Source organism: Geodermatophilus sp. SYSU D01036 (genome assembly GCF_054050435.1).
In genome coordinates, this window is the sequence record NZ_JBJGZJ010000022.1 from 49,960 (window position 1) to 74,116 (window position 24,157).

At 76.8% G+C, this 24,157-nt stretch carries 25 protein-coding genes, 1 tRNA gene and 1 pseudogene; 14 read left to right on the forward strand and 13 right to left on the reverse strand.

Annotated features, from left to right (window positions below; all coding sequences use genetic code 11):
* The gene (locus tag ACI8AR_RS18840) at nucleotides 1-3,159 is read left to right on the forward strand and encodes a carboxyl transferase domain-containing protein (protein WP_457052352.1); all 3,159 of its coding nucleotides are present in this window, start codon (nucleotides 1-3) and stop codon (nucleotides 3,157-3,159) included.
* Nucleotides 3,160-3,196: 37 nt separating this feature from the next.
* Entirely contained in the window at nucleotides 3,197-3,394 is a 198-nt protein-coding gene (locus ACI8AR_RS18845; RefSeq protein WP_456938345.1) for a hypothetical protein, read from the forward strand.
* A gap of 2 nt (nucleotides 3,395-3,396) precedes the next feature.
* On the opposite strand, the gene ACI8AR_RS18850 is transcribed toward ACI8AR_RS18845, so the two are convergent.
* Nucleotides 3,397-3,900 carry a DUF2505 domain-containing protein gene (locus tag ACI8AR_RS18850; protein ID WP_457052353.1) on the reverse strand — a complete coding sequence of 168 codons (504 nt, stop codon included), beginning with the start codon at nucleotides 3,898-3,900 and terminating at the stop codon, nucleotides 3,397-3,399.
* A 54-nt stretch (nucleotides 3,901-3,954) separates the two neighbouring features.
* Between ACI8AR_RS18850 and ACI8AR_RS18855 the strand changes: the two genes are divergently transcribed.
* On the forward strand, nucleotides 3,955-4,425 hold the full coding sequence (locus ACI8AR_RS18855; protein ID WP_457052354.1) for an N-acetyltransferase family protein: 471 nt from the start codon (nucleotides 3,955-3,957) through the stop codon (nucleotides 4,423-4,425).
* A 16-nt stretch (nucleotides 4,426-4,441) separates the two neighbouring features.
* Here the strand turns inward: ACI8AR_RS18855 and ACI8AR_RS18860 are convergent, their stop codons facing one another.
* Nucleotides 4,442-4,945, reverse strand: a complete 504-nt coding sequence (locus ACI8AR_RS18860) for a hypothetical protein (protein ID WP_457052355.1) — start codon at nucleotides 4,943-4,945, stop codon at nucleotides 4,442-4,444.
* A 184-nt stretch (nucleotides 4,946-5,129) separates the two neighbouring features.
* Between ACI8AR_RS18860 and ACI8AR_RS18865 the strand changes: the two genes are divergently transcribed.
* Nucleotides 5,130-5,489, forward strand: coding sequence for a hypothetical protein (locus ACI8AR_RS18865; protein ID WP_457052356.1), 360 nt, complete (start codon nucleotides 5,130-5,132; stop codon nucleotides 5,487-5,489).
* Between the two features lie 163 nt (nucleotides 5,490-5,652).
* Here ACI8AR_RS18865 and ACI8AR_RS18870 read toward each other — a convergent pair whose 3' ends face one another.
* Nucleotides 5,653-6,567 carry an EamA family transporter gene (locus tag ACI8AR_RS18870; protein ID WP_457052357.1) on the reverse strand — a complete coding sequence of 305 codons (915 nt, stop codon included), beginning with the start codon at nucleotides 6,565-6,567 and terminating at the stop codon, nucleotides 5,653-5,655.
* A 72-nt stretch (nucleotides 6,568-6,639) separates the two neighbouring features.
* Between ACI8AR_RS18870 and ACI8AR_RS18875 the strand changes: the two genes are divergently transcribed.
* Entirely contained in the window at nucleotides 6,640-7,539 is a 900-nt protein-coding gene (locus tag ACI8AR_RS18875) for a LysR family transcriptional regulator (RefSeq protein ID WP_457052358.1), read from the forward strand.
* Nucleotides 7,540-7,545: 6 nt separating this feature from the next.
* On the opposite strand, the gene ACI8AR_RS18880 is transcribed toward ACI8AR_RS18875, so the two are convergent.
* From ACI8AR_RS18880 to ACI8AR_RS18890, 3 genes and pseudogenes are all read right to left on the reverse strand, one after another.
* The gene (locus tag ACI8AR_RS18880; protein ID WP_457052359.1) at nucleotides 7,546-7,998 is read right to left on the reverse strand and encodes a TspO/MBR family protein; all 453 of its coding nucleotides are present in this window, start codon (nucleotides 7,996-7,998) and stop codon (nucleotides 7,546-7,548) included.
* Between the two features lie 42 nt (nucleotides 7,999-8,040).
* Nucleotides 8,041-8,895 carry an SDR family oxidoreductase gene (locus tag ACI8AR_RS18885; RefSeq protein ID WP_457052360.1) on the reverse strand — a complete coding sequence of 285 codons (855 nt, stop codon included), beginning with the start codon at nucleotides 8,893-8,895 and terminating at the stop codon, nucleotides 8,041-8,043.
* Between the two features lie 168 nt (nucleotides 8,896-9,063).
* Nucleotides 9,064-9,285, reverse strand: a pseudogene (locus ACI8AR_RS18890) (MmyB family transcriptional regulator); the annotation flags it as partial.
* 251 nt (nucleotides 9,286-9,536) lie between these two features.
* Here ACI8AR_RS18890 and ACI8AR_RS18895 point away from each other — a divergent pair.
* On the forward strand, nucleotides 9,537-9,881 hold the full coding sequence (locus tag ACI8AR_RS18895; RefSeq protein ID WP_457052361.1) for an alcohol dehydrogenase catalytic domain-containing protein: 345 nt from the start codon (nucleotides 9,537-9,539) through the stop codon (nucleotides 9,879-9,881).
* Nucleotides 9,882-10,092: 211 nt separating this feature from the next.
* On the opposite strand, the gene helR is transcribed toward ACI8AR_RS18895, so the two are convergent.
* The 3 genes from helR to ACI8AR_RS18910 form a co-directional block, all read right to left on the reverse strand.
* Nucleotides 10,093-12,243: an RNA polymerase recycling motor ATPase HelR gene (gene helR / locus ACI8AR_RS18900; protein WP_457052362.1), complete on the reverse strand. Its 2,151-nt coding sequence runs from the start codon at nucleotides 12,241-12,243 to the stop codon at nucleotides 10,093-10,095.
* Between the two features lie 104 nt (nucleotides 12,244-12,347).
* Nucleotides 12,348-12,524, reverse strand: a complete 177-nt coding sequence (locus ACI8AR_RS18905) for a hypothetical protein (protein ID WP_457052363.1) — start codon at nucleotides 12,522-12,524, stop codon at nucleotides 12,348-12,350.
* Between the two features lie 86 nt (nucleotides 12,525-12,610).
* Nucleotides 12,611-12,841, reverse strand: coding sequence for a hypothetical protein (locus tag ACI8AR_RS18910; RefSeq protein ID WP_457052364.1), 231 nt, complete (start codon nucleotides 12,839-12,841; stop codon nucleotides 12,611-12,613).
* A 120-nt stretch (nucleotides 12,842-12,961) separates the two neighbouring features.
* On the opposite strand from ACI8AR_RS18910, the gene ACI8AR_RS18915 reads away from it, so the two are divergent.
* The 3 genes from ACI8AR_RS18915 (at nucleotide 12,962) to ACI8AR_RS18925 (ending at nucleotide 16,258) form a co-directional block, all read left to right on the forward strand.
* Entirely contained in the window at nucleotides 12,962-13,537 is a 576-nt protein-coding gene (locus tag ACI8AR_RS18915; protein ID WP_457052365.1) for a dihydrofolate reductase family protein, read from the forward strand.
* Between the two features lie 178 nt (nucleotides 13,538-13,715).
* Nucleotides 13,716-16,112 carry a heavy metal translocating P-type ATPase gene (locus ACI8AR_RS18920; protein ID WP_457052366.1) on the forward strand — a complete coding sequence of 799 codons (2,397 nt, stop codon included), beginning with the start codon at nucleotides 13,716-13,718 and terminating at the stop codon, nucleotides 16,110-16,112.
* A gap of 20 nt (nucleotides 16,113-16,132) precedes the next feature.
* A complete protein-coding gene (locus ACI8AR_RS18925) occupies nucleotides 16,133-16,258 on the forward strand; it encodes a hypothetical protein (protein ID WP_457052367.1) in 126 nt (41 codons plus the stop codon).
* 139 nt (nucleotides 16,259-16,397) lie between these two features.
* Here the strand turns inward: ACI8AR_RS18925 and ACI8AR_RS18930 are convergent, their stop codons facing one another.
* Entirely contained in the window at nucleotides 16,398-16,637 is a 240-nt protein-coding gene (locus ACI8AR_RS18930; protein WP_456902659.1) for a hypothetical protein, read from the reverse strand.
* 175 nt (nucleotides 16,638-16,812) lie between these two features.
* Here ACI8AR_RS18930 and ACI8AR_RS18935 point away from each other — a divergent pair, with 175 nt between their 5' ends.
* Nucleotides 16,813-17,022, forward strand: a complete 210-nt coding sequence (locus ACI8AR_RS18935) for a DUF4177 domain-containing protein (RefSeq protein ID WP_456930418.1) — start codon at nucleotides 16,813-16,815, stop codon at nucleotides 17,020-17,022.
* 36 nt (nucleotides 17,023-17,058) lie between these two features.
* Here the strand turns inward: ACI8AR_RS18935 and ACI8AR_RS18940 are convergent.
* Nucleotides 17,059-17,132, reverse strand: a tRNA-Ile gene (locus ACI8AR_RS18940).
* A gap of 281 nt (nucleotides 17,133-17,413) precedes the next feature.
* Here ACI8AR_RS18940 and ACI8AR_RS18945 point away from each other — a divergent pair.
* Nucleotides 17,414-18,745 carry a polysaccharide deacetylase family protein gene (locus ACI8AR_RS18945; protein WP_457052368.1) on the forward strand — a complete coding sequence of 444 codons (1,332 nt, stop codon included), beginning with the start codon at nucleotides 17,414-17,416 and terminating at the stop codon, nucleotides 18,743-18,745.
* A 98-nt stretch (nucleotides 18,746-18,843) separates the two neighbouring features.
* On the opposite strand, the gene ACI8AR_RS18950 is transcribed toward ACI8AR_RS18945, so the two are convergent.
* On the reverse strand, nucleotides 18,844-19,419 hold the full coding sequence (locus ACI8AR_RS18950; RefSeq protein ID WP_457052369.1) for a DUF1707 SHOCT-like domain-containing protein: 576 nt from the start codon (nucleotides 19,417-19,419) through the stop codon (nucleotides 18,844-18,846).
* A 454-nt stretch (nucleotides 19,420-19,873) separates the two neighbouring features.
* Here ACI8AR_RS18950 and ACI8AR_RS18955 point away from each other — a divergent pair, with 454 nt between their 5' ends.
* Nucleotides 19,874-21,082, forward strand: coding sequence for a M23 family metallopeptidase (locus tag ACI8AR_RS18955; RefSeq protein WP_457052373.1), 1,209 nt, complete (start codon nucleotides 19,874-19,876; stop codon nucleotides 21,080-21,082).
* Here ACI8AR_RS18955 and ACI8AR_RS18960 read toward each other — a convergent pair.
* Entirely contained in the window at nucleotides 21,079-21,981 is a 903-nt protein-coding gene (locus tag ACI8AR_RS18960) for a maleylpyruvate isomerase N-terminal domain-containing protein (RefSeq protein ID WP_457052370.1), read from the reverse strand. The genes ACI8AR_RS18955 and ACI8AR_RS18960 overlap by 4 nt on opposite strands.
* A gap of 83 nt (nucleotides 21,982-22,064) precedes the next feature.
* Between ACI8AR_RS18960 and ACI8AR_RS18965 the strand changes: the two genes are divergently transcribed.
* Complete coding sequence (locus ACI8AR_RS18965; protein WP_457052371.1) at nucleotides 22,065-23,186, forward strand: diguanylate cyclase domain-containing protein; 1,122 nt, start codon at nucleotides 22,065-22,067, stop codon at nucleotides 23,184-23,186.
* A gap of 355 nt (nucleotides 23,187-23,541) precedes the next feature.
* On the forward strand, nucleotides 23,542-24,042 hold the full coding sequence (locus ACI8AR_RS18970; RefSeq protein ID WP_456930409.1) for a DUF3145 domain-containing protein: 501 nt from the start codon (nucleotides 23,542-23,544) through the stop codon (nucleotides 24,040-24,042).
* The last annotated feature ends 115 nt before the right edge of the window (nucleotides 24,043-24,157 follow it).

The following is a 24,157-nucleotide window of genomic DNA, read 5'->3' on the forward strand; positions in this document are numbered from 1 at the left end:
ATGAGCATCACCCGCCTGCTGGTGGCCAACCGCGGCGAGGTCGCCGCCCGGGTGTTCCGCAGCGCCGCCGCCCTGGGCCTGTCCACCGTCGCCGTCGCGCCGGAGGACGACGCCGGGAGCCTGCACACCCGTCGCGCCGACGAGGTCGTCCGCCTCCCCGGGACCGGGCCGGCGGCCTACCTGGACGTCGGCGCCGTCGTCGGGGCCGCCGTCCGCGCCGGCGCCGACGGGCTGCACCCCGGCTGGGGCTTCCTCGCCGAGAGCCCCGACCTGGCCCGCGCCTGCGCGGACGCCGGGGTCGCGTTCGTCGGACCGGACGCCGCCGCGCTCGCCCTGCTCGGTGACAAGACCGCCGCCCGCGCCCGCGCCGGCGAGCTGGGCCTGCCCGTGCTGGCTGCCACCGACGGCGACACCGACCTCGCCGCCGCGACCGCCTTCCTCGCGGGGCTCGGCGACGGCGGCGCGGTGATGGTCAAGGCGGTGGCCGGGGGCGGTGGCCGCGGGATGCGCCCGGTGCGCGACGCCGCCGAGCTGCCCGCCGCGCTGGAGCGGGCCCGCTCGGAGGCGCGGGCGGCGTTCGGCGACGGCGCGGTCTACGTCGAGCGGCTGCTGACCGGCGCGCGGCACGTCGAGGTGCAGGTGGCCGGCGACGGCGCGGCCGTGGTGGCCCTCGGCGACCGCGACTGCTCGCTGCAGCGGCGGCGGCAGAAGCTGGTCGAGGTCGCCCCCGCGCCGGGGCTCGACGACGGCCTGCGCGCCCGGCTGGCCGCGCACGCCACCGCGCTGTGCGGGTCGCTGGCCTACCGCGGGCTGGCCACCGTGGAGTTCCTCGTCCGCCACGACGGGGTCCGCGGCGACGAGGTGGCCTTCCTCGAGGTCAACCCGCGGCTGCAGGTCGAGCACACCGTGACCGAGGAGGTCACCGGGCTGGACCTCGTCGAGGTCGGCATCCGGCTGGCCGAGGGCGCGACGCTCGCGGACCTGGGCCTGGCCACGCCGCCGCCGTCGCGCGGGGCCGCCGTCCAGGCGCGGGTCAACGCCGAGACGCTGCTGCCCGACGGGACCGTGCACCCCGGGGCCGGGCGGCTGGAGCGGTTCGTGCCGCCGACCGGGCGCGGCGTGCGGGTGGACACCGGCGTGGTCGCCGGCGACGAGGTCGGCCCGCGCTACGACTCGCTGCTGGCCAAGGTGGTCGTCGCCGACCGGGACCTGCCGCGGGCGCTGGCCGGCTGCCGCCGCGCGCTGGCCGAGCTCGACGTCGTCGGGGTGCCGGTGAACGCGGACCTGCTCGCGGCGCTGCTCGACCTCCCCGAGGTGGCCGACGGCCGCGCGACCACCGACGTCGTCGACGCGCGCCTGGCCGGGCTGGTGCCCGACCGCCCGGCCGAGGTCGCGGCGGCCGTCGACGGCGTGCTGCCGGTGACCGCGCCCCTGTCGGGCGCGGTGGTCGAGGTGGCCGCCGCCGAGGGCGACGCCGTCGCCGCCGGGGCGGCGCTGCTGGTGCTCGAGGCGATGAAGATGGAGCACGTCGTGGCCGCGCCGGCCGCCGGCGTGGTCACCGGCCTGGCCGTGCGCGTCGGCGACGTCGTCACGGCGGGGACGGTGCTCGGCGGGGTCGTCCCCGGTGAGGCCGGCGGCGCCGACGGCGGGCCGTCCTCCGAGGACCCCGGTGCGATCCGCCCGGAGCTCGCCGAGCTGCAGGAGCGGCGCGCCGCCACCCTCGACGACGCCCGGCCCGAGGCGGTCGCCCGCCGCCACGCGGCGGGGCGGATGACCGCGCGGGAGACGGTGGCCGCGCTGGTCGACGAGGGCACCTTCGTCGAGTACGGCCAGCTCGGCATCGCCGCCCAGCGCGCGCGGCGGACGCTGGCCGAGCTGGTCGCGCGGACGCCGGCCGACGGCATGGTCACCGGCATCGGCGAGGTCGGCGGGGTGCCGTGCGCGGTCCTCGTCTACGACTACACCGTGCTGGCCGGCACCCAGGGCCGCACCAACCACCGCAAGACCGACCGGCTGCTCGAGGTCGCCACCGAGCGCGGGCTGCCCGTGGTGCTGGTCGCCGAGGGCGGCGGCGGGCGGCCCGGCGACACCGACGGCGGCGGCTTCTCCCGGCTCGACGTCCCGACCTTCACCACGATGGCGCGGCTGGCCGGGAAGGTGCCCACGGTCGCCGTCGTCTCCGGGTACTGCTTCGCCGGCAACGCCGCGCTGGTCGGCTGCTGCGACGTCGTCATCGCCACCGAGGACAGCAGCATCGGGATGGGCGGCCCGGCGATGATCGAGGCCGGCGGGCTGGGCGTCGTCGCGCCGGAGGACGTCGGGCCGACGGCGGTGCAGGCGGCCAACGGCGTCGTCGACGTCGTGGTGCCCGACGACGCCGCGGCCGTGGCCGCCGCGCGGCAGGCGGTCGGGCTGCTGACCGGGCGGGTCGTGCCGGCGGAGGCCGCCGACCAGCGGCCACTGCGGACGGCGCTGCCGGCCAACCGGGTGCGCAGCTACGACGTGCGGCCGGTGGTCGCCACGCTCGCCGACCCCGGCAGCGTGCTGGAGCTGCGGCCGTCGTTCGGGCGGGGGATCGTCACCGCGCTGGCCCGCCTGGACGGGCGGCCGGTGGGGTTCGTGGCCAACGACCCGCGGCACCTCGGCGGGGCGATCGACGGCGAGTCGGCGGACAAGGCCGCGGCGCTCCTGCGGCTGTGCTCCTCCACCGGGCTGCCGGTGGTCTCGCTGGTGGACACCCCCGGGTTCATGGTCGGTCCGGAGTCCGAGCGCACCGGCACCGTGCGCCGCTTCGGCGGGCTGTACGTGGCCGGGGCGCAGCTCGGCGTCCCGCTGCTGGCGGTGGTGCTGCGCAAGGCGTACGGGCTGGGCGCGATGGCGATGCTCGGCGGCGACCTGCAGGTCCCGCTGCTCACGCTGGCCTGGCCGACCGGCGAGTTCGGGCCGATGAGCCTGGAGGGCGCGGTGCGGCTCGGGTACCGGCGCGAGCTGGATGCCCTGCCGCCCGGGGAGCGTGACGCCCGGTTCGCCGAGCTGGTCGCCGCCTCCTACGCGCAGGGCAAGGCGCTCAACGTGGCGTCGGCGTTCGAGGTGGACGACGTCGTCGACCCCGCGGACACCCGCGACGTGCTGGTCCGTGCCCTGGCCGGGCTCGCGTGAGCGGGCGGCCGGCGGCGCCCGCGGCTACCGTCCGGCCATGCCGCAGTTCCGCCTGACCACCGGAGACGGCGCCGTCCTGCAGGAGTGGGACGCCGCCGACGCGACCGCCGCCGAGACCGAGGCCGTCGACGTCGTCGCCCGGCACCGCGCGGACGACCCGCCCGGTGCCGCGGAGTACGTGCTCGTCGACGACGCCGGCGGCGACGTGGCGCGCTGGGGCTCGAACGCGCCCTGAGCTCAGCCCTCCCCGAGGCGGCGCTGCAGCACCTCGTGCTCGCGCCGCAGCACGACCTGGGTGACCAGGTCGCGGACCGCGCCCTCGGCCTGGCGGCCGATGAAGGGCGCGTCGACCTTGGCGTCGCCGGTGACCGTGGCGCGGGTGCCGCCGCCGGATGCGGGGGTCAGCCGGCGCTCGCAGGTGACCCGTGCCTCGCGGCCCAGGATCTCGGCGCGCAGGTCGAGGGCGCCGCGGTAGCCGCCGTCGCCGTCGGGCTGCCAGGTGGTGGTCTCGGTGACCGGGACGGTGCTGCCCACGAAGCGGGCGAAGACCGGCGGGATGCCCGTCGTCGGCGCCGACAGCCGCACGCGGGTGGTGTTGCCCGTCCCGTTCGCCCGGCTCGAGACCTCGTGCACGTCGGCGTCCAGGGCCTGGGCGACCTCGCGCAGGAAGACCTCGTCGGTGAGCTCGGCGAACACGCGGTCGGGGGCGGCGGTGTAGTTCGTGGTGGCGTCGATGGGCACGCCCCATCCTCGGCTGCGGCCGCTCGGGCCGCCCGGCGGGGTCAGACTGCCGTCGTGGGCGAGGTGGTGATCCGGCCGGCGGGGCCCGCGGACGCCGCCGCCGTCGCGAGGGTGCACGCGCGGGCCGGGCGGGCGGCGTGGTCGGCGTTCCTCGGCGACGTCCTGGCCGAGCCGGACGTGCCCCTCTGGCGGGAGCGGGTCCCCGCGGACGGGTTCCTCGTGGCCGAGCGGGACGGCGTCGTCGTCGGGTTCGGGCGGGCCGACGTCGCGACCGGTGAGGTCGCGCTGCTCTACGTGGACCCCGACGAGCAGGGCAGGGGCACCGGGCGGGCGCTGCTGGCGGCCGTCCTGGACCTGCTGCGGACGGCCGGGTGGGACCGGGCCCGGCTGCGCACCGAGGAGCGCAACGCCGGCCCGCGCGCCTTCTACGAGCGGGCCGGGTGGCGGCCGACGGGCGAGGTGCTCGAGCGGGACTGGGCCGGACGGCGGCTGCGCGAGGTCTGGTACGTCCGGGACCTGGGTTGAGGCACCCGCGCCCGGCTCAGGGAGCCGGGACGTCCTCGGTGGCGGAGGGCTCCGCCGCGGTGCACTCCTCCGGCGCCGTCGGCTCGGGGGACTCCGCGGTCGCCGGGGCCGTCGTCGCCTCCGTGGCCGGGGCGGCCGCAGGGTCGGGAGCCGGGGCGGTCGAGGTCCCGGCGTCGGCGTCCCCGCACGACGGCTGCTCGGCCGGCGGTTCCTCGGCCGGCGGCTCTTCGGCCGGCGCTTCCTCGGCGGGCTGCTCCCCGACGGGCGGCTGCTCGACCGGGGCCGGCTCGACCGCGGGCTGCTCGACCGGCGGCTGGTCCGCGGGCAGCTCCTCGGCAGGCTCCGACGCCGGCGGGGCGGGGTCCGCCGGCGCGGGCGTCTGCTCGGCGGGCGTCTGCTCGGCGGGCGTCTGCTCGGCGGGCGTCTGCTCGGCGGGCGGTTGCCCGGCGGGCGGTTGCCCGGCCGGCGGCTGCTCGACCGGAGGCGGCGGGGGCGCCGGCGCCTCGGCCGCGGGAGCCACGGGAGCCACGGGAGCCGCGGGAGCCACGGGAGCCGGGGCGGGGAGGCTGGGCGCCGGCGCGGCAGGAGCCGGGGCGGCGGGTGCGAGGTCGAGAGGAACGGGGTCGAGGGGAGCGGGGGCGAGGGGAGCGGGGGCGACCGGCGCGGGTTCGGCCGGGACCTCCGTCGGCAGGGACCGGTGGTCGGTGGACGACCCGCGCGGGAAGGAGCCCCGGGGGAGGAAGCTCGGGGAGGAGTCGTCGGCGTCCTCGTCCGGCGCGGGCCGGGTGGCGGCCGCGGGGGCCCAGCCGTCCTCGAACCCGGGCGCGGTGACGCCGATGCTCGGCATCACGAGCGGGCCGCCCTCGCCCGGCCCGTCGCCGGCGCTGCCCCGCCGAGCCTCGGCCGACGTCGTGTCCGCCCCGACCGCGCCCGCGACCGGCGGCCCGGAGACCGCCGCCAACGCGGCCGCCATCCCGAGCGCGCACGCGCTGGCGCCGAGCCCCGGGATCAACCGGGCGGACCGGACCCCGCGCCGCTTCCTGTCCATGGATGCTTCCCCCTGAGCTGTCACAGCCCGCCCATCCTGACCCGGGGCGTTCCGTTCGTCCATGCATCCCGGCGCCGTTCACCCGTGTGTCGCGAGATCTCCCCGGTGGCGGCCCGGGACCGGGCGCCCGGGACGCGGCCGGTCGAGTCGGCCCGGAGCCCGGTGCAGGGTCGGTCCGGTCAGGCGGTGGAGTGCTCCAGCACGCGAGGTGCCGGCCGCGTCCGGGGCGGCCGGCTGCCGAACAGGACGCCGGCCACCACGAGCGCGCCGCAGGCCAGCTCGACCAGCGGCGACCGCTCGCCGAAGAACAGCCACGCCGAGCCCATGCCGACGACGGGCACCAGCATCGAGAACGGCGCCACGGTGCCCGAGGGGTGCCGGCTCATCAGCGCCGTCCAGATGCCGGAGCCGAGCAGCGTGGCGACCACGACGGTGAAGAGCAGGCCGGCCAGCGCGAGCAGCCCCGTCGTCGTCCCGAGCGTCGCCAGCGACGTGCCGATGCGGGCCGGGCCCTCGGTCGCCAGCGACAGCGCGAGCATCGGCAGCGGCGGCACGACGGTCATCCAGAGCATGAGCCGGAACGGCCGGGCCGGTCGCGCCTGCCGGTTGCACAGGTTGCCCAGCGCCCAGCCCAGGCCGCCGCACAGCGTGAGCAGCACCGGCAGCAGCGTGGCGCCGCCGTCCAGCCCGGCCCGGTGGGCGGCGATGCCGGCCAGGCCGACGACGGCGAGCCCCACCCCGGCCGCCTGCCGACCGGTCAGCCGTTCGCGGAGCAGCAGCCCGGCCAGCACCACCGTGAACGGCGCCGAGGACTGCAGCACCAGCGAGGCGAGGCCGGTCGGCATGCCGGTGTCCATCGCGACGTAGAGGAACACGAACTGCAGGACGCCGAAGCCGGCGCCGTACCCGAGCACCCACCGCCACGGGACGCCGGGCCGGGGCACCAGCAGCACCGTCGGGACGGCGACCAGCGCGAACCGCAGCGCCACGAGGAAGAACGGCGGGAACTGCTCGAGCGACAGGTGGATCGCCGGGAAGTTCAGTCCCCAGACGACGGCCACGAGGAGGGCGAGCAGGCGGTCGCGGGTCGGCACGGCGTCGAGCGTGCATCCTGCAACCGTGCGACACCAGCGCAAGTTCCTCACGTGACGATGTAGCGTCGCTGCATGGACGTCCGCGCGCTGGAGACCCTCCGCGCCGTGCGCACCCAGGGCGGGGTCACCGCCGCGGCCGCCGTCCTGCACCTGACGCCGTCGGCGGTGTCGCAGCAGCTGGCCGTCCTCTCGCGGGAGGCCGGGGTGCCGCTCACCGAGCGGGTCGGGCGCGGGCTGCGGCTGACCGCGGCGGGGGAGGCGCTGGCCGAGGCGGCGGTCGACGTCGCGGTCGCCGTCGAGCGGGCGCGGGCCGCCTGCGCCGCCTTCCTCGAGCGCCCCGAGGGCACCGTGCGGGTGTCGGCGTTCCAGAGCGGCGCCCAGCTGCTGCTGCCGCCGCTGCTCACCCGGGTGCGCGAGCTCGGCGGGATCACCGTCGAGTGCTCGGACGAGGACGTCGCGCTCGACGAGTTCCCCGCGCTCACCGACCGGGTCGACGTCGTCGTCGCCCACCGGCCCGACGGCGCGCAGTGGCCCACCCCCGGGCTGCGCGTCGTCCCGCTGCTGCGGGAGCCGCTCGACGTCGCCGTGCCCCGTGACCACCCGCTGGCCGGCCGGTCGCAGGTGCGCCCCGGGGACCTGGTGGACGAGGACTGGATCGCCGTGCGCGAGGGCTTCCCGGTCGCCACCGTGCTGGCCGCCGTCGCCGCGGGGTCGGGCACCGCGCCGCGGATCGCCCACCGCATCAACGACTTCTCCGTCGTCGAGGCGCTGGTGGCCGCCGGGCACGGGATCTCGCTGCTGCCGCGGTTCACCGGCGGCGGCCACCCCGGCGTGCGGCTGCTGCCGCTGGTGGGGGTGCGGGCCGGCCGGCAGGTCGACGCGCTGCTGCGGCCGGACACCGCCGAGCGGCTGGTCGTCCGCCGGGTGCTGGACGCGCTCGTGGACGTCGCCGCGGAGGTCGCGGGCGGATGAGGCCGGTCAGCGCCGGTTCCGGCGGGCGATCTCGGCGCTGAGCACCGCCGCGAACGCCGTCCAGGCCGCGTAGGGGAGCAGTGCCCGGCCCGCGGCACGGTCCACGCGGCCGGTGCGCCGCGTGAGGTCGGCCGTCGACGCCGCCAGCAGCGCCGCCTCCGCCGTCGCCAGCGGCGGCCGGTGTGCGCGGAAGAAGGCCCACGTCCAGCCCGCGTTGAGCACGAGGTTGCCGGCCAGGGCCCGGGCGTCCGCCGGGTCGCCCCGCTCCAGGAGGCGCCCGCCGGCGAACGCCAGCAGCGCGTACAGCGCCGTCCACGCGATCCCGAACACCGGGCCGGGCGGCTGCCAGCGGGGCCTGTCGAGCCCGCGGTACCAGGACGAGCCGACGTCGGTCCCGGCCGAGCCGACCAGGGCGGTCAGCCCGACGGCGGCCGAGGAGGTCAGCAGGGGACGTCGCACGGGCCCAGCCTGCGCCGTCGGCGGCGGGCCCGCCCGCGGGGCTCAGGGCTTCCAGCGGTGCAGGCCGGTGACCCGGCGGACGGCGGCGGCCGCCACCCGGTACGGCACCTTGTCGAGCACCGCGGCCAGCTTTGCGTCCGGCCCGACGGTCACCCGGAACCGCGGGCGGTCGGAGTCGAGCGCCCGGGCGACGGCGCGCGCCACCTCGCGGGGGTCGCGCGAGCGGGGGAGGTGCTCCTCCTCGACGAACCGCTCGACGGCCTGCAGCAGGCCGCGGTAGGGGCTGCCGGGCGGGGTGGTGCGCGGCGTCGTCGCCCAGATCGCGGTGTCGTAGTTGCCCGGCTCGACCAGCACCACCCGGACGCCGAACGGCTCGACCTCGTAGGCCAGCGACTCCGCCCAGCCCTCGAGCGCCCACTTCGACGCGCAGTACAGCGACAGCCCGGGGTTGCCGTAGCGGGCGGAGTCGCTGGAGACGAGGACCAGACGCCCGGCCCGCTGCCGCCGCATCACCGGCAGCACCAGCTGGGTGAGCCGGAGGGCGCCGAGCAGGTTGGTGTCGAGGACCCGGCGCCACTCGTCCTCGTCGGTGTCCTCGAACGCCCCCCCGCTCGCGGTGCCGGCGTTGTTCACCAGCGCGTCGAGCCGGCCGCCGGTGAGCGCGAGGGTCTCCTCCACCGCCCGCCGGGAGGACTCCGCGTCGGTCACGTCCAGCTGGACGACGTCGAGCGGCTCCAGCCCCGCCTCCCGGGTGCGGGCGTCGAGCGTGGCCCGCCGGCCGGGGTCGCGCATCGAGGCCACGACGTGCCGGCCGCGGCGGGCCAGCTCGACGGCGGTCTCCAGGCCGAGCCCGGAGGAGCACCCGGTGACCAGGACGGTGCGCTGCTCGTTGTCCACGGCGACCGCATCGGCAGTCCGGCCGGCCGACCGGACGACACCGGCGGCTCAGACGCGGTCGGCCGCCGGGCCGGGCTGCTCCTGGCCCGCGGTCGCGGCCCAGCTGGCGAGGACCTCGAGGGCGTCCTCGGACGGGGTGCCGGGCTCGGCGGTGTAGACGGTCATGCGCAGGTCCGCGGAGTCCTCGGCCGGCAGGTCGAACGTGTGGTAGCCGAGGTCGAGCGTGCCGACGATTGGGTGGCGGAACTGCGTGGCGCCGTTGGGGTGGATGCGGACGTCGTGCGCCGCCCAGCGGACCCGGAACTCCTCGCTGACCGTGGACAGCTCCCCGAGGAGCTCGCGGAGCTGCGCGTCGAACGGGCGGCGGCCGGCCTCCCCGCGCAGCAGCGCGACGGTGGTGTTGGCGGCGAGCTCCCGGTCCCCGTAGTAGTCGCGCGCCCACGGGTCGAGGGTCTTCGACCTCGAGCTCCCGCTGGAGCAGGCCGCCGAGGGCTACCCCGCGATGGACGAGCGCCGCGCGATCAAGGCGCTGCTGCGCCCCTGAGGGCGAGACCCCGGGCAGACCACCCGCGGCTCGATCGCCGCCGCTCCCGCCGTCGACCGACGGCGACGACCCACCCCCGAACGGAGAGCACACCCGCATGCGCGTCAACGCCTACGCCGCCCCCGCCGCCGGCCGCCCGCGGGCCCCCACGACGATCGAGCGCCGCGACGTCGGCCCCCGAGACGTCCTCGTCGAGATCCGGTACGCCGGCATCTGCCACTCCGACATCCACACCGTGAACGGCGACCGGGGGCCACAGCCGTTCCCCGTCGTCCCCGGCCACGAGATCGTCGGTGTCGTCGCCGAGGTCGGCGCCGACGTCACCCGGCACCGGGTCGGCGACCTCGTCGGCGTCGGCTGCATCTCGACGTCGACGCGTACCTGTCGCTGCTGGCCGTGGACGGCGCGCTGGTCAACGTCGGGGCGCCCGCCGAGCCGCTGAGCCTGCACGCCATGTCGCTGATCGGCGGCCGACGCACCTCCGCCGGCTCGATGATCGGCGGCATCGCCGAGACCCAGGAGATGCTCGACTCCTGCGGCGCGCCCGGGATCGGCGCCGAGGTCGAGGTCATCCCCGCCGACCGGGTCGACGACGCCTACGCGCGGGTGCTCGCCTCCGACGTGCGCTACCGGTTCGTCATCGACACCGCCGCTCAGCGGCTCGTGAGGACGACGAGCCGCCGGGTCGCCCGGGTCATCGCGACGTACCGGTCGACCGCCCCCTCGACGCCCTCGCCGAACCGGTGGGGGTCGACGAGGACGACGAGGTCGAACTCGAGCCCCTTCGCCAGCGCCGGCGTCAGCGACCGGACGCGCGGTGTCGCCGGGAACGCCGGGTCGCCGATGACGCAGGCGGTGCCCTCGGCGTGCTCGGCCAGCCAGCGGTCCACGACCGCCCGCAGGTCCGCGGTGGAGCCGTGCGTGACGGGGACGCCGGTGCTGCGGATCGACGTCGGCACGTCGGCGTCGGGGATCGCGGCCCGGATGACCGGCGCGGCCTCGGCCATGACCTCCTCGGGCGTGCGGTAGTTGATCGTCAGCGAGGACACCCGCACGTCGGCGAGGCCGACCCGCCCGAGCCGCTCCTCCCACGACTCCGGAAAGCCGTGCCGGGCCTGCGCGCGGTCCCCGACGACGGTGAGGCTGCGGGACGGGCAGCGGCGCAGCAGCACCTGCCACTCCGCGTCGGTCAGCTCCTGTGCCTCGTCGACGACGACGTGCGCGAACGGGCCGGCGAGCACGTCCGGGTCGGCCCGGGGGAGCGCGGCCTCGTCGACCAGGGCGTCGCGGAGGTCCTGGTGGCGCAGGCTGGTCATCAGCAGCAGCTCGGAGTCGTCGGCCGCGACGAGCTCGTCGATGACGCCGGCCATCCGCTCGCGCTCGGCGGCGACGACGGCGTCGTGCCGGCGCCGCCGCCGCTCCACCTCCGGGTCACCGATGCGCAGGCGCGCTGCGTCGAGCAGCGGCAGGTCCGACACCGTCCACGCCCGCGGGTCCGCGCGCTGCAGCGCCCGGACGTCGTCGGCCGTGAGCCAGGGGGCGCACCGGCGCAGGTAGGCCGGCACCGACCACAGGTCCCCGACGACGTCGGCGGCCTCCAGCAGCGGCCACGCGCGGCCGAACGCCGCGCGCAGCTCGCCGTCGCGCCGCACCGCCCGCCGCACCTCGTCCGGCTCGGCGTCCTCGTCGTCGTGCGCGTCGACCACGATGGAGACCAGCGCCTCCCACGCCTGCCCGCGCGCCTCGTTGTGCGGGGTGCCGGGATCGGGTGCCTCGAACGCCTCGGCCCAGTCGTCGGGGCCCAGCCGCACGTCGGCCCAGGGCGTCGTGACCGTCGTCCCGCGGCGGGGCGGCTCCTCGTGGAAGCGCACCGCCGCCTCGACGGCCTCGGCCATCCGCGCGGACGCCTTGAGCCCGGCCACGCGCGGGTCGGCCTCGACCCCGGCCGTCGCGCCCTCGGGCACCAGGTCCCGCAGCGTGCAGGTGCGCACGCCCTCCTCGCCGAGGCTGGGCAGGACGTCGGAGACGTAGGCCAGGTAGGGCTCGTGCGGGCCGACGAACAGCACCCCGCCCCGGTGGTGTCCGAGGCGCGGGTCGGAGTAGAGGAGGTACGCGGTGCGGTGCAGCGCGACGACGGTCTTGCCCGTCCCCGGGCCGCCGTCGACGACGAGCGCGCCGCGGGAGCCCGCGCGGATGATCGCGTCCTGGTCGGCCTGGATGGTGCCGAGCACGTCCCGCATCCGGTCCGACCGGTCGCTGCCGAGGCTGGCGACGAACGCGGAATGGTCGTCGAGCGCGGCGTGCCCCCGGAGCCCCTCGGGGGTGAACACCTCGTCCCAGTAGTCGGTGATCCGGCCGCGGGTCCAGCGGTACCGGCGGCGGCTGGCCAGCCCCATCGGGTCGGCGTGGGTGGCGCCGAAGAACGGCTCGGCGGCCGGCGAGCGCCAGTCGACCAGCAGCCGGCGGCCCGCGCCGTCGGTGAGGCCGAGCCGCCCGACGTAGACCGGCTCGCCGCCGTCCGCGGGCACCGTGCGCCCGAGGCACAGGTCCAGGCCGAAGCGGCGCAGCGTCCGCAGCCGCGCGGTGAGCCGGTGCACCTCCAGGTCCCGGTCCAGCGCCGCCTGGCCGTGCCCGCCGGGGGACCGGCGCTCGGCGTCGAGGCGGTCGGTCAGCTCGGCGACGGTCCGCTCGAGGCTCGCCGCGACGGTGGTGAAGTGCGCGACGTCGTCCGCGACCAGCGCGGGGTCGGCCTTGGCCGCGAGGTCGTCGGGGAGGGCGAAGACGGCGGTGCTGAGGGGGCTCACGGCGGGCGAGTGTGGGCCCCGCCCCGGGTCTTGCCGCAAGCCCCGGGGCGGGTTATACGTTGAGGTGGGAGGAGCGGAAGCCCCCCGTCTCAGGTGCCCTCGCGTCAGGCGCCCTCGCGGGGCGTCGTCCCCATCCGGGTCAGGACGATCGTCTCGACGATCTGCACGAGGGTGTAGAGCACCAGCGACACCGCGGTCACCACCACGACCGCCGACCAGACCAGCGAGAACTGCACCTGCGCGTACGCGGTCGAGAACGCCGGCAGCGACGCGGGTGCCACCTTCCCTCGTCGACGTCCGTCTCCGCCCGACGCGCGTCGTGTCACCGCCGGTCCCACGCCCGGTGAGGAACCCCGCGCCGCTCCCGTCAGCCGACGGACTCCGTCGTCATCCGGTCCAGTACCTCCAGCCACGCCCGGCGGACGTGCACGGGCTGGTCGGCGACCAGGGAGCCCAGGTGTGCGGGGGCGAGCCGGCCGGGGTCGACGACGGTGTCGAAGGCGAGGCGGAAGACGAGGTCGCTGATCTGGTCGCTCGCGAGGCCCGCGTCGGTCAACGGCTGCAGGACCCACCGCGGGTCCGCCGGCATCGTGCTCACGGACGGTCTTCGTGCGCGGGGCGCGTCCCGGATGCACCCGGCGATGAGTTCCCGTCCCGCGGTCGGTCGCCCCTGGGGACGGGACGCGGGCAGCCGTCCCGCCGACGGGAGGAGGGGCCGATGCCCGACCTGATGGTGGACTTCATCGTCTCGCTCGACGGCTGCGGGGCCGCCGAGGGCTGGCCCGGCTACTGGGGCATGGAGGGCCCCGAGTACCTCGGCTGGCTGGAGCAGGACGGCGCCCTGGAGCAGACCGTCCTCATGGGGGCGACGACGTACCGGCTGATGTCCGGCTTCGCCGCCGAGATCCCCGACGACCCCGGTCTCGCCGGCCTGACGGCCATGCCGAAGGTGGTGTTCTCCTCCACCCTGCGGGCGCCGCTGTCGTGGGCGAACACCGGGCTGGTCGACGGCGACGCCGTCGCCGCCGTGCGGGAGATGAAGCGGCGCGGCACGCACCCGCTGCGCACCGTCGGCAGCGTCAGCCTGTGCCGGTCGCTGCTCGCCGCCGGCCTGGTGGACCGCTACCGCGTCGTCGTCTTCCCGGTCATCACCGGCGCCACCGGCACCGACCGCGTCTTCGACGGCTATCCCGACGTCGCCCTCGACCTGGTCGACAGCCGCCTGTTCGACGGCCGGCTGCAGCTGCTCGAGTACGTCCCGACGGTGCTCGATGGCCCGCCGGGCACCGACTGACCGTCGAGCGGCAGCGCGACGGGCGCGGCCCGGTCCCCGTACCCGGCGACCCGCTCGGGCCCGGCGGCTCGACGCCCACGCGGGGCGAGGGACCGCCCGAGGACGGGGACGGCCTGGACCCAGATACCCCCCAGGGGTATCGTCTCCCCAGACGTACCCGCGGGCCGAGGAGGGGACGATGACCACGGACCTGCAGACGGTGGTGCTCGAGGTCGCCGGCGTGCAGTGGGCGTCGGAGAAGGCGACGGTGGAGCGCGTGCTCGGCCGGCGCCCCGGCGTGCTCGGCGTCGAGGCCAACCCCGTCGGTCAGACCGCCACCGTCACCTACGACCCGACGCGGACGTCGGTGGCCGACCTCGCCGGCTGGATCCGCGACTGCGGCTACCACTGCGCCGGGCAGTCGGTGCCCCGGCACGTGTGTGACCCCGCCGCAGAGCCGCACACGCACCACGGCCAGGCTGCCCCCGCCGGGCACGCGACCGGCTCCGGCGGACACGACGGGATGACGCCACAGGACGCGATGGGTCACGGCGGACACCACGCCGGCATGTCGATGGACGACATGGCCAGGGACATGCGCAACCGGTTCCTGGTCGCCGCCCTCCTGTCGATCCCGATCCTGCTGTGGTCGCCGATCGGCCGGGAGGTCCTCGGCTTCACCGCGCCCGCGCCGTTCGGCCTGCGCGACGACGTCCTCTCGCTGGTCCTGTCGCTGCCGGTGGTCCTCTGGGCGGCCTGGATCTTCTTCGACGGTGCCTGGCGGGCGCTGCGCGCCAGGACGCTGGACATGATGGTGCTGGTCGCCGTCGCGGTCGGCGCGGGCTGGCTCTACAGCCTGGTGATCACCCTCACCGGCGGCGGGGAGGTCTTCTACGAGGCCGCCACCGTGCTCACCGCGTTCGTGCTGCTCGGGCACTGGTTCGAGATGCGCGCCCGCGGCGGTGCCAACGACGCGATCCGCACCCTGCTGGAACTCGCGCCGCCGCGTGCGGTCGTGCTCCGCGACGGGCAGCCGGTGGAGGTGCCCACCGCCGAGGTCGTCGTCGGCGACCTGCTGCTGGTCCGTCCCGGCGCCAAGGTCCCCGTCGACGGGAGGGTCGAGGACGGCGACTCGGAGGTCGACGAGTCGATGGTCACCGGCGAGAGCCTGCCGGTGCACAAGTCACCCGGCGACGAGGTCATCGGCGCCTCGGTCAACACCACCGGCACGCTGCGGGCGCGGGCGACGAGGGTCGGGTCCGACACCGCGCTGGCGCAGATCGTCGCGATGGTGCAGGAGGCGCAGAACTCGAAGGCGCCCGGCCAGCGGCTGGCCGACCGGGCCGCGTTCTGGCTCGTCCTCGTCGCGCTGGTCGGCGGCGGCCTCACCCTGGCGGTGTGGCTCCTGGCCGGGGCCTCGTTCGCCACGGCGATGCTGTTCGCGATCACCGTCGTCGTGATCACCTGCCCGGACGCACTCGGCCTGGCCACCCCGACGGCGATCATGGTCGGCACCGGCCTGGGCGCGCAGCGCGGCGTGCTGTTCAAGAACGCCACCGCGCTGGAGGCCGCCGCCCGGATCGACACCGTGGTGATGGACAAGACCGGCACCCTCACGAAGGGCGAGCCGGAGGTCACCGACGTCGTCGTCGACGGGATGGCGCCCGACGACGTCCTGGCGCTGGCCGCCGCCGTCGAGCGGGAGTCCGAGCACCCGCTGGCCACCGCCGTGGCCCGGCACGCCGACAGCCTCGGCGTGCCGGCCCTGACCGCCGCCGGCTTCCGCAACGTCCCCGGCCACGGGGCGTCCGCGGAGGTCGCCGGACGCCGGGTGCTGGTCGGCAACGTCAGGCTGATGGCCGACGAGGGCGTCGACCTCGGGACGCTCGGCGAGCGCCGGGACGAGCTGGCCGGCAGCGGGCGCACCGCCGTCCTGGTCGCCGTCGACGGCCGCGCCGCGGGTGTGATCGCCCTGGCCGACGCCCCGCGGGACACCTCGGCCGCCGCGGTGGCCGCGCTGCACGACACCGGGGTCGAGGTCGTGATGCTCAGCGGCGACAACGAGGCCACCGCCCGGCGCATCGCCGGCCGGCTCGGCATCGACACCGTCATCGCCGACGTCCTGCCCGGCGACAAGGCCGCGGAGATCATCGAGCTGCAGCGGTCCGGCAAGCGGGTGGCGATGGTCGGCGACGGGGTCAACGACGCCCCCGCGCTGGCGCAGGCCGACCTCGGCATCGCCATCGGCGCCGGCACCGACGTCGCCATCGAGACCGCCGACGTCGTCCTCATGCGCTCGGATCCGCTCGACGTCCCGACCGCGCTGACCATCGGCCGCGGCACCCTGCGCAAGATGAGGCAGAACCTGGGCTGGGCCATCGGCTACAACGCCGTCGCGCTGCCGATCGCGGCCGGGGTGTTCGAGCCGGCCTTCGGCCTGGTGCTGCGGCCGGAGATCGCCGCGCTGTCGATGTCGGGCTCGTCCTTCCTCGTCGCGGTCAACGCGCTGCTGCTCAAGCGACTGCGGTTGCCCGCCGCCCCGGCTGAGCCCGCGGCCGCGGCTCCGGCGCCCGAGCCGGAGCCGGTGTCCCGCTGAGGCGATCAGGGGCCGTGGAGATGGCCGAGACCGAGATCGCCGACGGGCAGGACGCCGACGCGATCGTCCTGGCGGAGTCGATCCGCGACGGCCGGACCGCCGAGATCGCCGAGATGCTGCACCTGCTGGCCGAGCTCGACGGCTGACCCGCCCGCGGCAGGGCGGGCCGTCCACCCGCCCCGCCGCGGCGGTCCCGGCTCGCTGTGCCCTCAGGAGTCCCGGCCGTCGGGCACGGCCCTCGCCGTGCCCGCGCCGGGTCTCCCGCGGGGCGTGCGCCCGGCCGGCTCAGCCGCCGAGCCGGGACCTGAGCAGCTGCTTGCCCTGTTCAGCGCCCTTGCGGCTGTCCGCCTGCGCCTTGCGGAAGAGCTCGGCGAGTTCGCCGTCGCCGTCGCGGTCGGCGTCCTGGATGTAGGTCTCCAGCCGCAGCGCGTTGCTCAGGCACTGCTCGGTGAACCAGATGAGGTTGTAGTCCTTGTCCTGGGTTCCGGTGACCTGCCCGGCCTCCTGGCCGCTGGTGGTGGTCATGTGCCGCTCCCTCCACTCGGGTGAGGGGTCCGGTCTACTCGCCGGCCACCGTCGCGTCCACGGGGTGCGTCCTCGGTGTTCCCCGTCCGCCCGGGCGGCGGCGGGCGCGGTCGTGGACGCCCGGCCGTCCGGCCCGACAGACTGATCTGCCCAGCGCCGACGAGGGGAGCAGTCGATGGCCGGACGCTACGAGTACAAGGTCGAGGAGCTCCGCGAGGGCATGATCGGCGGCAAGATGTCCGGCGACAAGCTCGAGAGGGTGCTCAACGAGCACGCCCGCGAGGGCTGGCAGCTCAAGGCGATCACCTCCGTCGACGTGAAGGGCCGCATCGGGCCCGGCAGTGTGGAGGGCATCCTGGTGACCTTCGAGCGCCCCGTCGGCTGAGCACCCCGACGACGCGCTGGGCTGCGGGTCCGTAGGTGGGGCGGGTGGGGCTCGAACCCACGACCCAGGGATTATGAGTCCCGTGCTCTGACCGGCTGAGCTACCGCCCCGGACGGCGTCCAGCCTGCCAGACGCCGGCCGCCCGGCCGCACGCCCCGGCTGGCCCCGACTCCTCCCGGCCGCGGGGACGACCGAGGACCTGCCGGGAGGTGACCGAGGACCCCAGCGCGGGGAGCGGCTCACCTGGTGCGATCCGTGCTGCGGGGGGCGGCGGGAGGACGGCGATGTCGCCATGCACGGTCACCGGGGAGCACTCGGATCGGGACTCGCGGCGCTCGCCCTCGTTGCCGCACTGCTCTGGGCGCCACCCGCGGTGGCAGGAGGCGGTCCGGTGGCCGCCCGCACCGCGGTCGTCGCGGTCACGAGCGAGCTGCTCGCCGGCCAGCAGCTGGCCGTCGGCCAGGAGATCGTGTCGCCCAGCGGGGCGTACCGCCTGGTGATGCAGGGGGACGGGCACGTCGTCCTGTACGGCCCGGCCGCGATGTGGGGGAGCTGGACGTTCGTCCCCGGCACGGTGCTGGTCATGCAGGCCGACGGCAACCTGGTGGCCTACGCGCCGGGCGGACGGGCCGTGTGGCACACCGCGACCTACGGCAGCGGTGCGACCCGCCTCGTGGTGCAGGACGACGGCAACCTGGTCCTGTACCGGCCCGACGGTCGCGCGGTCTGGTCGACCAACACCTGGGCGTCGTCGGACGCGCTGGTCAGCGGGCACCGGCTCGGCGTCGGCCAGTCGGTCCACTCCCGCAGCGGCGCCTACCGCCTGACCATGCAGGACGACGGGAACATCGTCGTGTACGGCCCGTGGGGGGCGACCTGGGCCAGCTGGAGCTTCGTCCCCGGCACCGTGCTGGACATGCAGGCCGACGGGAACCTGGTCGGCTACGCGCCCGGGGCCCGGGCGGTGTGGCACACCGGGACCTACGGCGGCGGCGGAACCCGCCTCGTCATGCAGGACGACGGGAACCTGGTCATCTACCGGCCGGACTGGACGCCGGTGTGGGCCAGCGGGTCCCTGGGCGGCCTGCCCCTCGTGCTGCGCGGGCAGGACCTCGAGGTCATCCCGACCACTCAGCGCGTCGTGGCGCTGACCTTCGACGCCGGGGGCGACTCCGCCGGGCTGGCCAGCATCCTCGCCACGCTGGCGGGCCGGCAGGTCCCGGCGACGTTCTTCCTCACCGGGCGGTGGGCCGCCGCCAACCCGTCGGGCGTGGCCGCCATCCGCAATGCCGGGCACCGTGTCGCCAACCACTCGATGACCCACCCGCACTTCCCGGCGTCCACCGACGCGGCCATGCGCCAGGAGCTGCTCGACGCCGAGAGGGCCATCCGCGCCGGCGGCGCCGACCCGCGGCCGCTGTTCCGCTTCCCCTTCGGCGACCGCACCGCACACACGATCGCCGTCGTCAACGGCGCCGGCTACGGAGCGGTCCGGTGGACGGTGGACACCCTGGGCTGGCAGGGCACGAGCGGGGGCCGGTCGGTCCAGACGGTGGTCGACCGCGCCCTGGGGGCGCTGCGCCCGGGGGAGATCGTCCTCATGCACGTGGGGGCCCACCCCGACGACGGCTCCACGCTGGACGCCGCCGCCCTGCCCACGATGATCGACCGGATGCGGGCTGCCGGGTACGGCTTCGTCACCCTCGACGCGCTCTGGAGCTGACGCCGGAGCGGTCCCGGGCGCGCGGTCGCCGCACAGCCTCCGACCCCGCCCGGCCTCGACGACGGCGCCTGCCCCCGCGGGCGGCCCCGGCCCGGGGGTCAGCCCCGGCCGGGCCCGTCGCCGAAGCCGTCGAAGCCGTCGAAGCCGCCGGGCCCGCCACCGAACCCGTCCGGACCGTCGCCGAACCCGTCCGGACCGCCGCCGAGGCCCTCCGCCAGCCCGTGCAGCACCAGCGAGCCGAACGCCACGAGCACCAGCAGGGTCACCAGGCCCACGAGCGCGATCCGCACCGCCGCCGGGCGGCCGGCGCGCGCCCCGGCCACGGTGGTCCGCACCTGCTCCCAGGCCATGAGCCCCAGGGGTCGCCAGCCCGGCGCCGTCACCTCCGGCCGGGCCGCCATCGGCGGGAGGTCGGCGGTCAGCGGCGCGAGGTCGCGCAGGTGGACGGCGGCCCAGGCGGCCGCCATCCGGTCCCCGCCCTCGTCGGGCGTGAGCGCCCCCCGGGCGACGCCGTCCTGCAGCCGGTGCACCGTCGCGAGGCGGTCGGCGTCGGTCGCGCGCACCGGCGGCGCCTGCGGTGCGGCGCCCGGCCGCGCCGTGCCGTTCACGGCGGCCGAGTACTGCGCCCGGCCGTCGAACGGCGTCGTCGGTCCTGGGATCGGGGTCCCGTCCATGTCGCTCCTCCCCACGAGAGCCGGTCCGGTCGGCCAGCCTGCCCGCGGTTCCTGTGACGGACCTGTGAGCCCGGGCACCGTGAGACATGCCTCAGGGGCGGGAGTGGCACGGAGTGCCGGTTCAGGCACGGATGGTGAGACCTGCAGGTCGCGGAGGTGGGAAAACGGTTGAGAGCGCAAGCGGACACGCGGGGACCGTTACGTCCCCGTGACCTCACCCGTCCCATCCGTAGTACCTTCGCCCGCGGTCCTGCCGGGCCGCTGCGCCTCGGACCGACGGGGACCCCGGCCGGACTCCGCCTGACCGTCCCGGCACGCGCCGGACGCGGGGACCGCACCGAGGTCCCCGGCTCGGTCGCGCCCGCGGACGCCGTGCGCGGGCAGGTCGCCCGTCCCGGACGGGCCCCGACCGGCAGGCGGTCGCGAGAAAGGGAGAGCCGCCCTCTTGGCGACCGTGCACCACCGGACCGCCCGCCACGCCTCCCGCCGGCTGCGCCGCGCCGTGCTCGCCGTCGGCGCCGCCGCGGTCCTGCTGGCGGCGCCCGTCCCGGCGATGGCGGACCCCGAGGACGACGTCGCCGCGGCGGAGGCCGCCGAGGCCGCCCTCGTCGCCGAGGTGAGCCGGATCCAGGGCGCGGTCACCGCCGCCGAGGAGCAGCTCCAGCGGATGACCGTCGAGGCCGAGGCCGCCGCGGACGCCGCGCTGGTCGCCCAGGCCGAGCTCGCCGCCGCCCAGGAGGCCGCCGCCGTGGCCGCCGCCGAGCTGCAGGCCGCGCGCGACGCCGTCGCGCAGGCGCAGGACGAGGTCGTCGAGCTCGGCCGCGAGGCCTACATGGGCAGCGGGGGAGACCTCGGCGGCACCGCCTCGGTGCTGCTGGACAGCCAGGGTCCCCGCGAGGTCCTCGAGCGCGCCGCCACCCTCGACCTGCTCGGCGCCCAGCGCGCCGAGACCCTCCAGCAGTACGAGCTGCTCGAGACCCAGGAGGAGGAGGCCGACGCTGCCGCCCGCGCCGCCGTCCAGGAGCGCGACGCGGCCGCCGCGGCCGCCGCGGAGGCCCAGGCCGCCGCCGACGCCCGGCTGGCCCAGGCGCAGGGGGACTACGACGCCCTGGCCGGCGAGAAGGCCCGCCTGGACGAGCAGCTGCGCGCGGCCGAGGTCGAGCTGCTGCGGCTGCGCGGCATCGCCGAGGCCGAGGCCGCCTGGGAGGCCCAGCAGGCCGCCGAGCAGCAGGCCGCGGTGAACGTCCAGTCCACCGCCGGTGGCGGCATCGCCCCGACCACCGGCCGCGTGACCTCCTGCTACGGCCCGCGCTGGGGGACCATGCACCAGGGCGTGGACATCGCCGCCCCGATCGGCACCCCGGTGTTCGCCCCGGAGGGCGGCGTCGTCCTGCAGGCGGGTCCCGCCAGCGGCTTCGGCCAGGCCGTCTACGTCCAGCACGACGACGGCTCGATCACCCTCTACGGCCACGTCAACCGGTTCTTCGTCTCGGCCGGCCAGGTCGTGGGCGCCGGCCAGCAGATCGCCGAGGTCGGCAACAAGGGCCAGTCCACCGGGCCGCACCTGCACTTCGAGGTGCACGAGGGCGGGCTCTACGCCAGCCGGGTCAACCCGATGCCGTGGTTGCAGGCGCACGGCATCTCGCTGGGCGGCGCCTGCTAGCGGCGCCCCCGGAACCGGCCGAGCAGGTCGCCGGCGCCCCCGACGGTCCGCGCGGCCAGCGCCAGGATCGGCCCGCCGGGGATGCCCGGCGCCGACTCGACGATCGGCGCCAGCCGCATCAGCTCCGGCAGGTCCCGCACCCGCAGCCGGCGCCGCACCAGCGCCGCGGCCGGGTTGGTCCGCCCCGACGCCGCCTCCAGCAGCACGTCGGCCGCGGCCTCCACGACGGCGCCGCGCGGGCGCGCGCCGCCCACCCGGCGCACCGTCCAGCCCGGCGGGTCGGCCGCGAAGACCCACCCGCCGCCGGGGGTGACCAGGGCGGCGCCGCCGGTGATGCCCGAGGCGGCGGCCAGCGCGCCGGTGACGTCGGCCAGCGCGGCCAGCCCGGCGTCCAGGACCGGCGCCGGAACCGGGGGAGCGCCCAGCGGCACCAGGTCCAGGCCGTGCACGGCGAGCTCGTAGGCCTGGCCGAGGACCACCGACAGCATCGGCAGCCGCCCGACCGTGGAGACGGCGGGCGCGGCGTCCAGCCCGGTGGGCTCCTCGGTCAGGTAGCGCTCGGTCGCCTCCCGGTTGCGGCGCAGCGCGGCGAGGACCTCCTCCCGCGAGGCGTCGCGGTGGGCGGCGGTCACCCGGGCGTTGGTCGCGTCGACGTCGGCCGGCGTCCCGGTGCCGCCGGCCCGGGCGGAGTCCGCCAGGTCGGCCAGGGCGGCGTGGTCGGGCCAGCAGCCCAGGTGCACGCACACCTCGTGCGCCCGCCAGCCCGGCAGCCGCGTCGGCCGCGTCAGGTCCACCGCCGCCGCCTGCTCGAGGAAGGCGTCCCAGGCGCCGAGCACCATCGGCCCCACCACGTCCCGGCCGGCGTCGGCCATCCCGTGCGTCGCGTCGTCCCGTCCCATGCCCGGGCCCCTACCCACCCCGTCGGGGGAGCGGCACGTGCGTCCGGGTGGAGAACGGAACGGAAACGGCCGAGAACCGGACCGTGGACGGGGCAGGAGCGCGGCGAACCGGGGCGGGGACCCTGCGCCGGCCGCGGTGTGCCGCGCCCGCCTGGCTCGGCGCGGGCCTGTACCGGCCGCTGGCCGCGGACGACGAGCGCGCCCGCTTCTGGGTCCGGCACGTGCACACCGGCGTGCTGCTCAGCGAGATCGCCGGCTGGGCCTGCCTGGTCTACACGCTGACCACCCCGACCCCCGGTCACCGGCACCCCGTGCTGCTGACGCTGGCCGGCTCGGTCGTCGTCCTGACGCCCCTGCTGCTCCTGCTGCCGCTGCACCGGATCGTCCGCGACCTGCGCGGCCCGCTGCTGTTCTACGCCTGGACGGCGGCGGTGACGGCCATCGTCGCCACCGCCGCGCGCCTGGACGGCGGCACCGACAGCCCGCTGTCGGCGGTCTTCTTCCTGGTCCTCGTCTACATGGCGGTGGCCTACCCGCCGGCCGGCGTGGTGCTCACCGGCACGCTGATGACCACCGCGTACGCGACCCTGGTGGCCGGCCCGCCGGACGCGCACTCCCTGCTGGTGGCCACCGTCCTCGGGACGGTCACGCTGATCTGCACGCTGTCCTCGGCCAACCAGTGGGCCGCCCACGACCGGCAGGTGCTGCTGCTGCGCACCCAGGAGGCGCTGGCCACCACCGACCCGCTCACCGGCGTCCCCAACCGCCGGGTCTTCCTCGACCGCGTCGGCCGCGCCCTGCGCCTCGCCGGCCGGGGCGAGCGGGCGGTGGTCTGCATCGTGGACCTGGACGGCTTCAAGGCGGTCAACGACCTGCGGGGCCACGCCGCCGGTGACGAGGTCCTCCGCTCGGTCGCCGCCGCGCTGGGCCGGGTGGTCCGCGAGACCGATACCGTCGCCCGGCTCGGCGGCGACGAGTTCGCCGTCCTCGCCGGGTCCCTCCTGCCCGCCGACGACGTCCTGCTCGCCGACCGCCTGCGGGCCGCCGTCGCGGAGGTCGGGGCCGGCTGCGGGGTGACCGCCAGCGTGGGCTGCGCCCTCGTCCACCCCGACGACGACGTCGCGGGCGTGCTGCACCGCGCCGACGAGGCCATGTACCGGGCCAAGGCGGCCGGCGGGGACCGGGTCGCCGATCTCGCAGGGTGACCGACACTCCCGCGCACTGCTCACCGAACGTGACCGGCGGTCGGCGGAGTTCCGTATGCGACGCGGGGCCCCGCAACGGCCCGTGACGGGTGCCACGGTGTACCGTCGGGGCGGTCCGACCCCGGGTTGGACGCCGCGCCGGTGCTCGTGGTATGGCGCTGACCTGCACTTCCGTGACGCGCGGGGCGGGTGTGGTCACATCCGGAACAGTCGCTGCATCCGCACTGGCGCGACCGGCACCTCATCGTGCACACTGTCACCGGAAGCCCTGGTCCGCCGCCGTTGACCACAGCCTGTCACCGAATCGATCGTCCGTTGGGGAAGACGAGACCGATCGAGTCGATGGAGGTGCCTCGTGCAGCGACGGTCTACCCAGGGTGTCGTCTTCGTGCACTCCTGCCCGAAGGCGCTCTGCCAGCACGTCGAGTGGGCGCTCGAACGCGTCATCGGCGCGCCGGTCTCCCTGTCGTGGGCCGACCAGCCCGCGGCGCACGGTGCCTACCGTGCCGAGGTCGCCTGGACCGGCTCTCCCGGGACGGGCGCCAAGCTGGTCGCCGCGCTGCGCGCGTGGCCGATGCTGCGCTTCGAGGTGACCGAGGAGGCCAGCCACGGCAACGACGGCGAGCGCATGTCCTACGTGCCCGGGCACGGCGTCTTCCGCGCCCCCACGAGCGCCAACGGCGACATCGTGGTGACCGAGCAGCAGCTGCGCACGCTCGCGGCGACCGCCACCTCGGCGGAGGCGTTCCGCCACGGCGTCGACCAGCTCCTCGGCGCGGCCTGGGACGCCGACCTCGAGGTCTACCGCTACGCCGGCGACGGCAGCCAGACCACCTGGCTGCACCAGGTCGTCTGAGGGTCCGGGGCGAAGGCGCAGGTCACGATCAGGGCACACGAGGTGGGGCACCCCGCCTCCTCGTCGTAGGCTGCAGACCAGGTCGTCCGGACGCCGTCGGGGAAGCGGCGTCCGG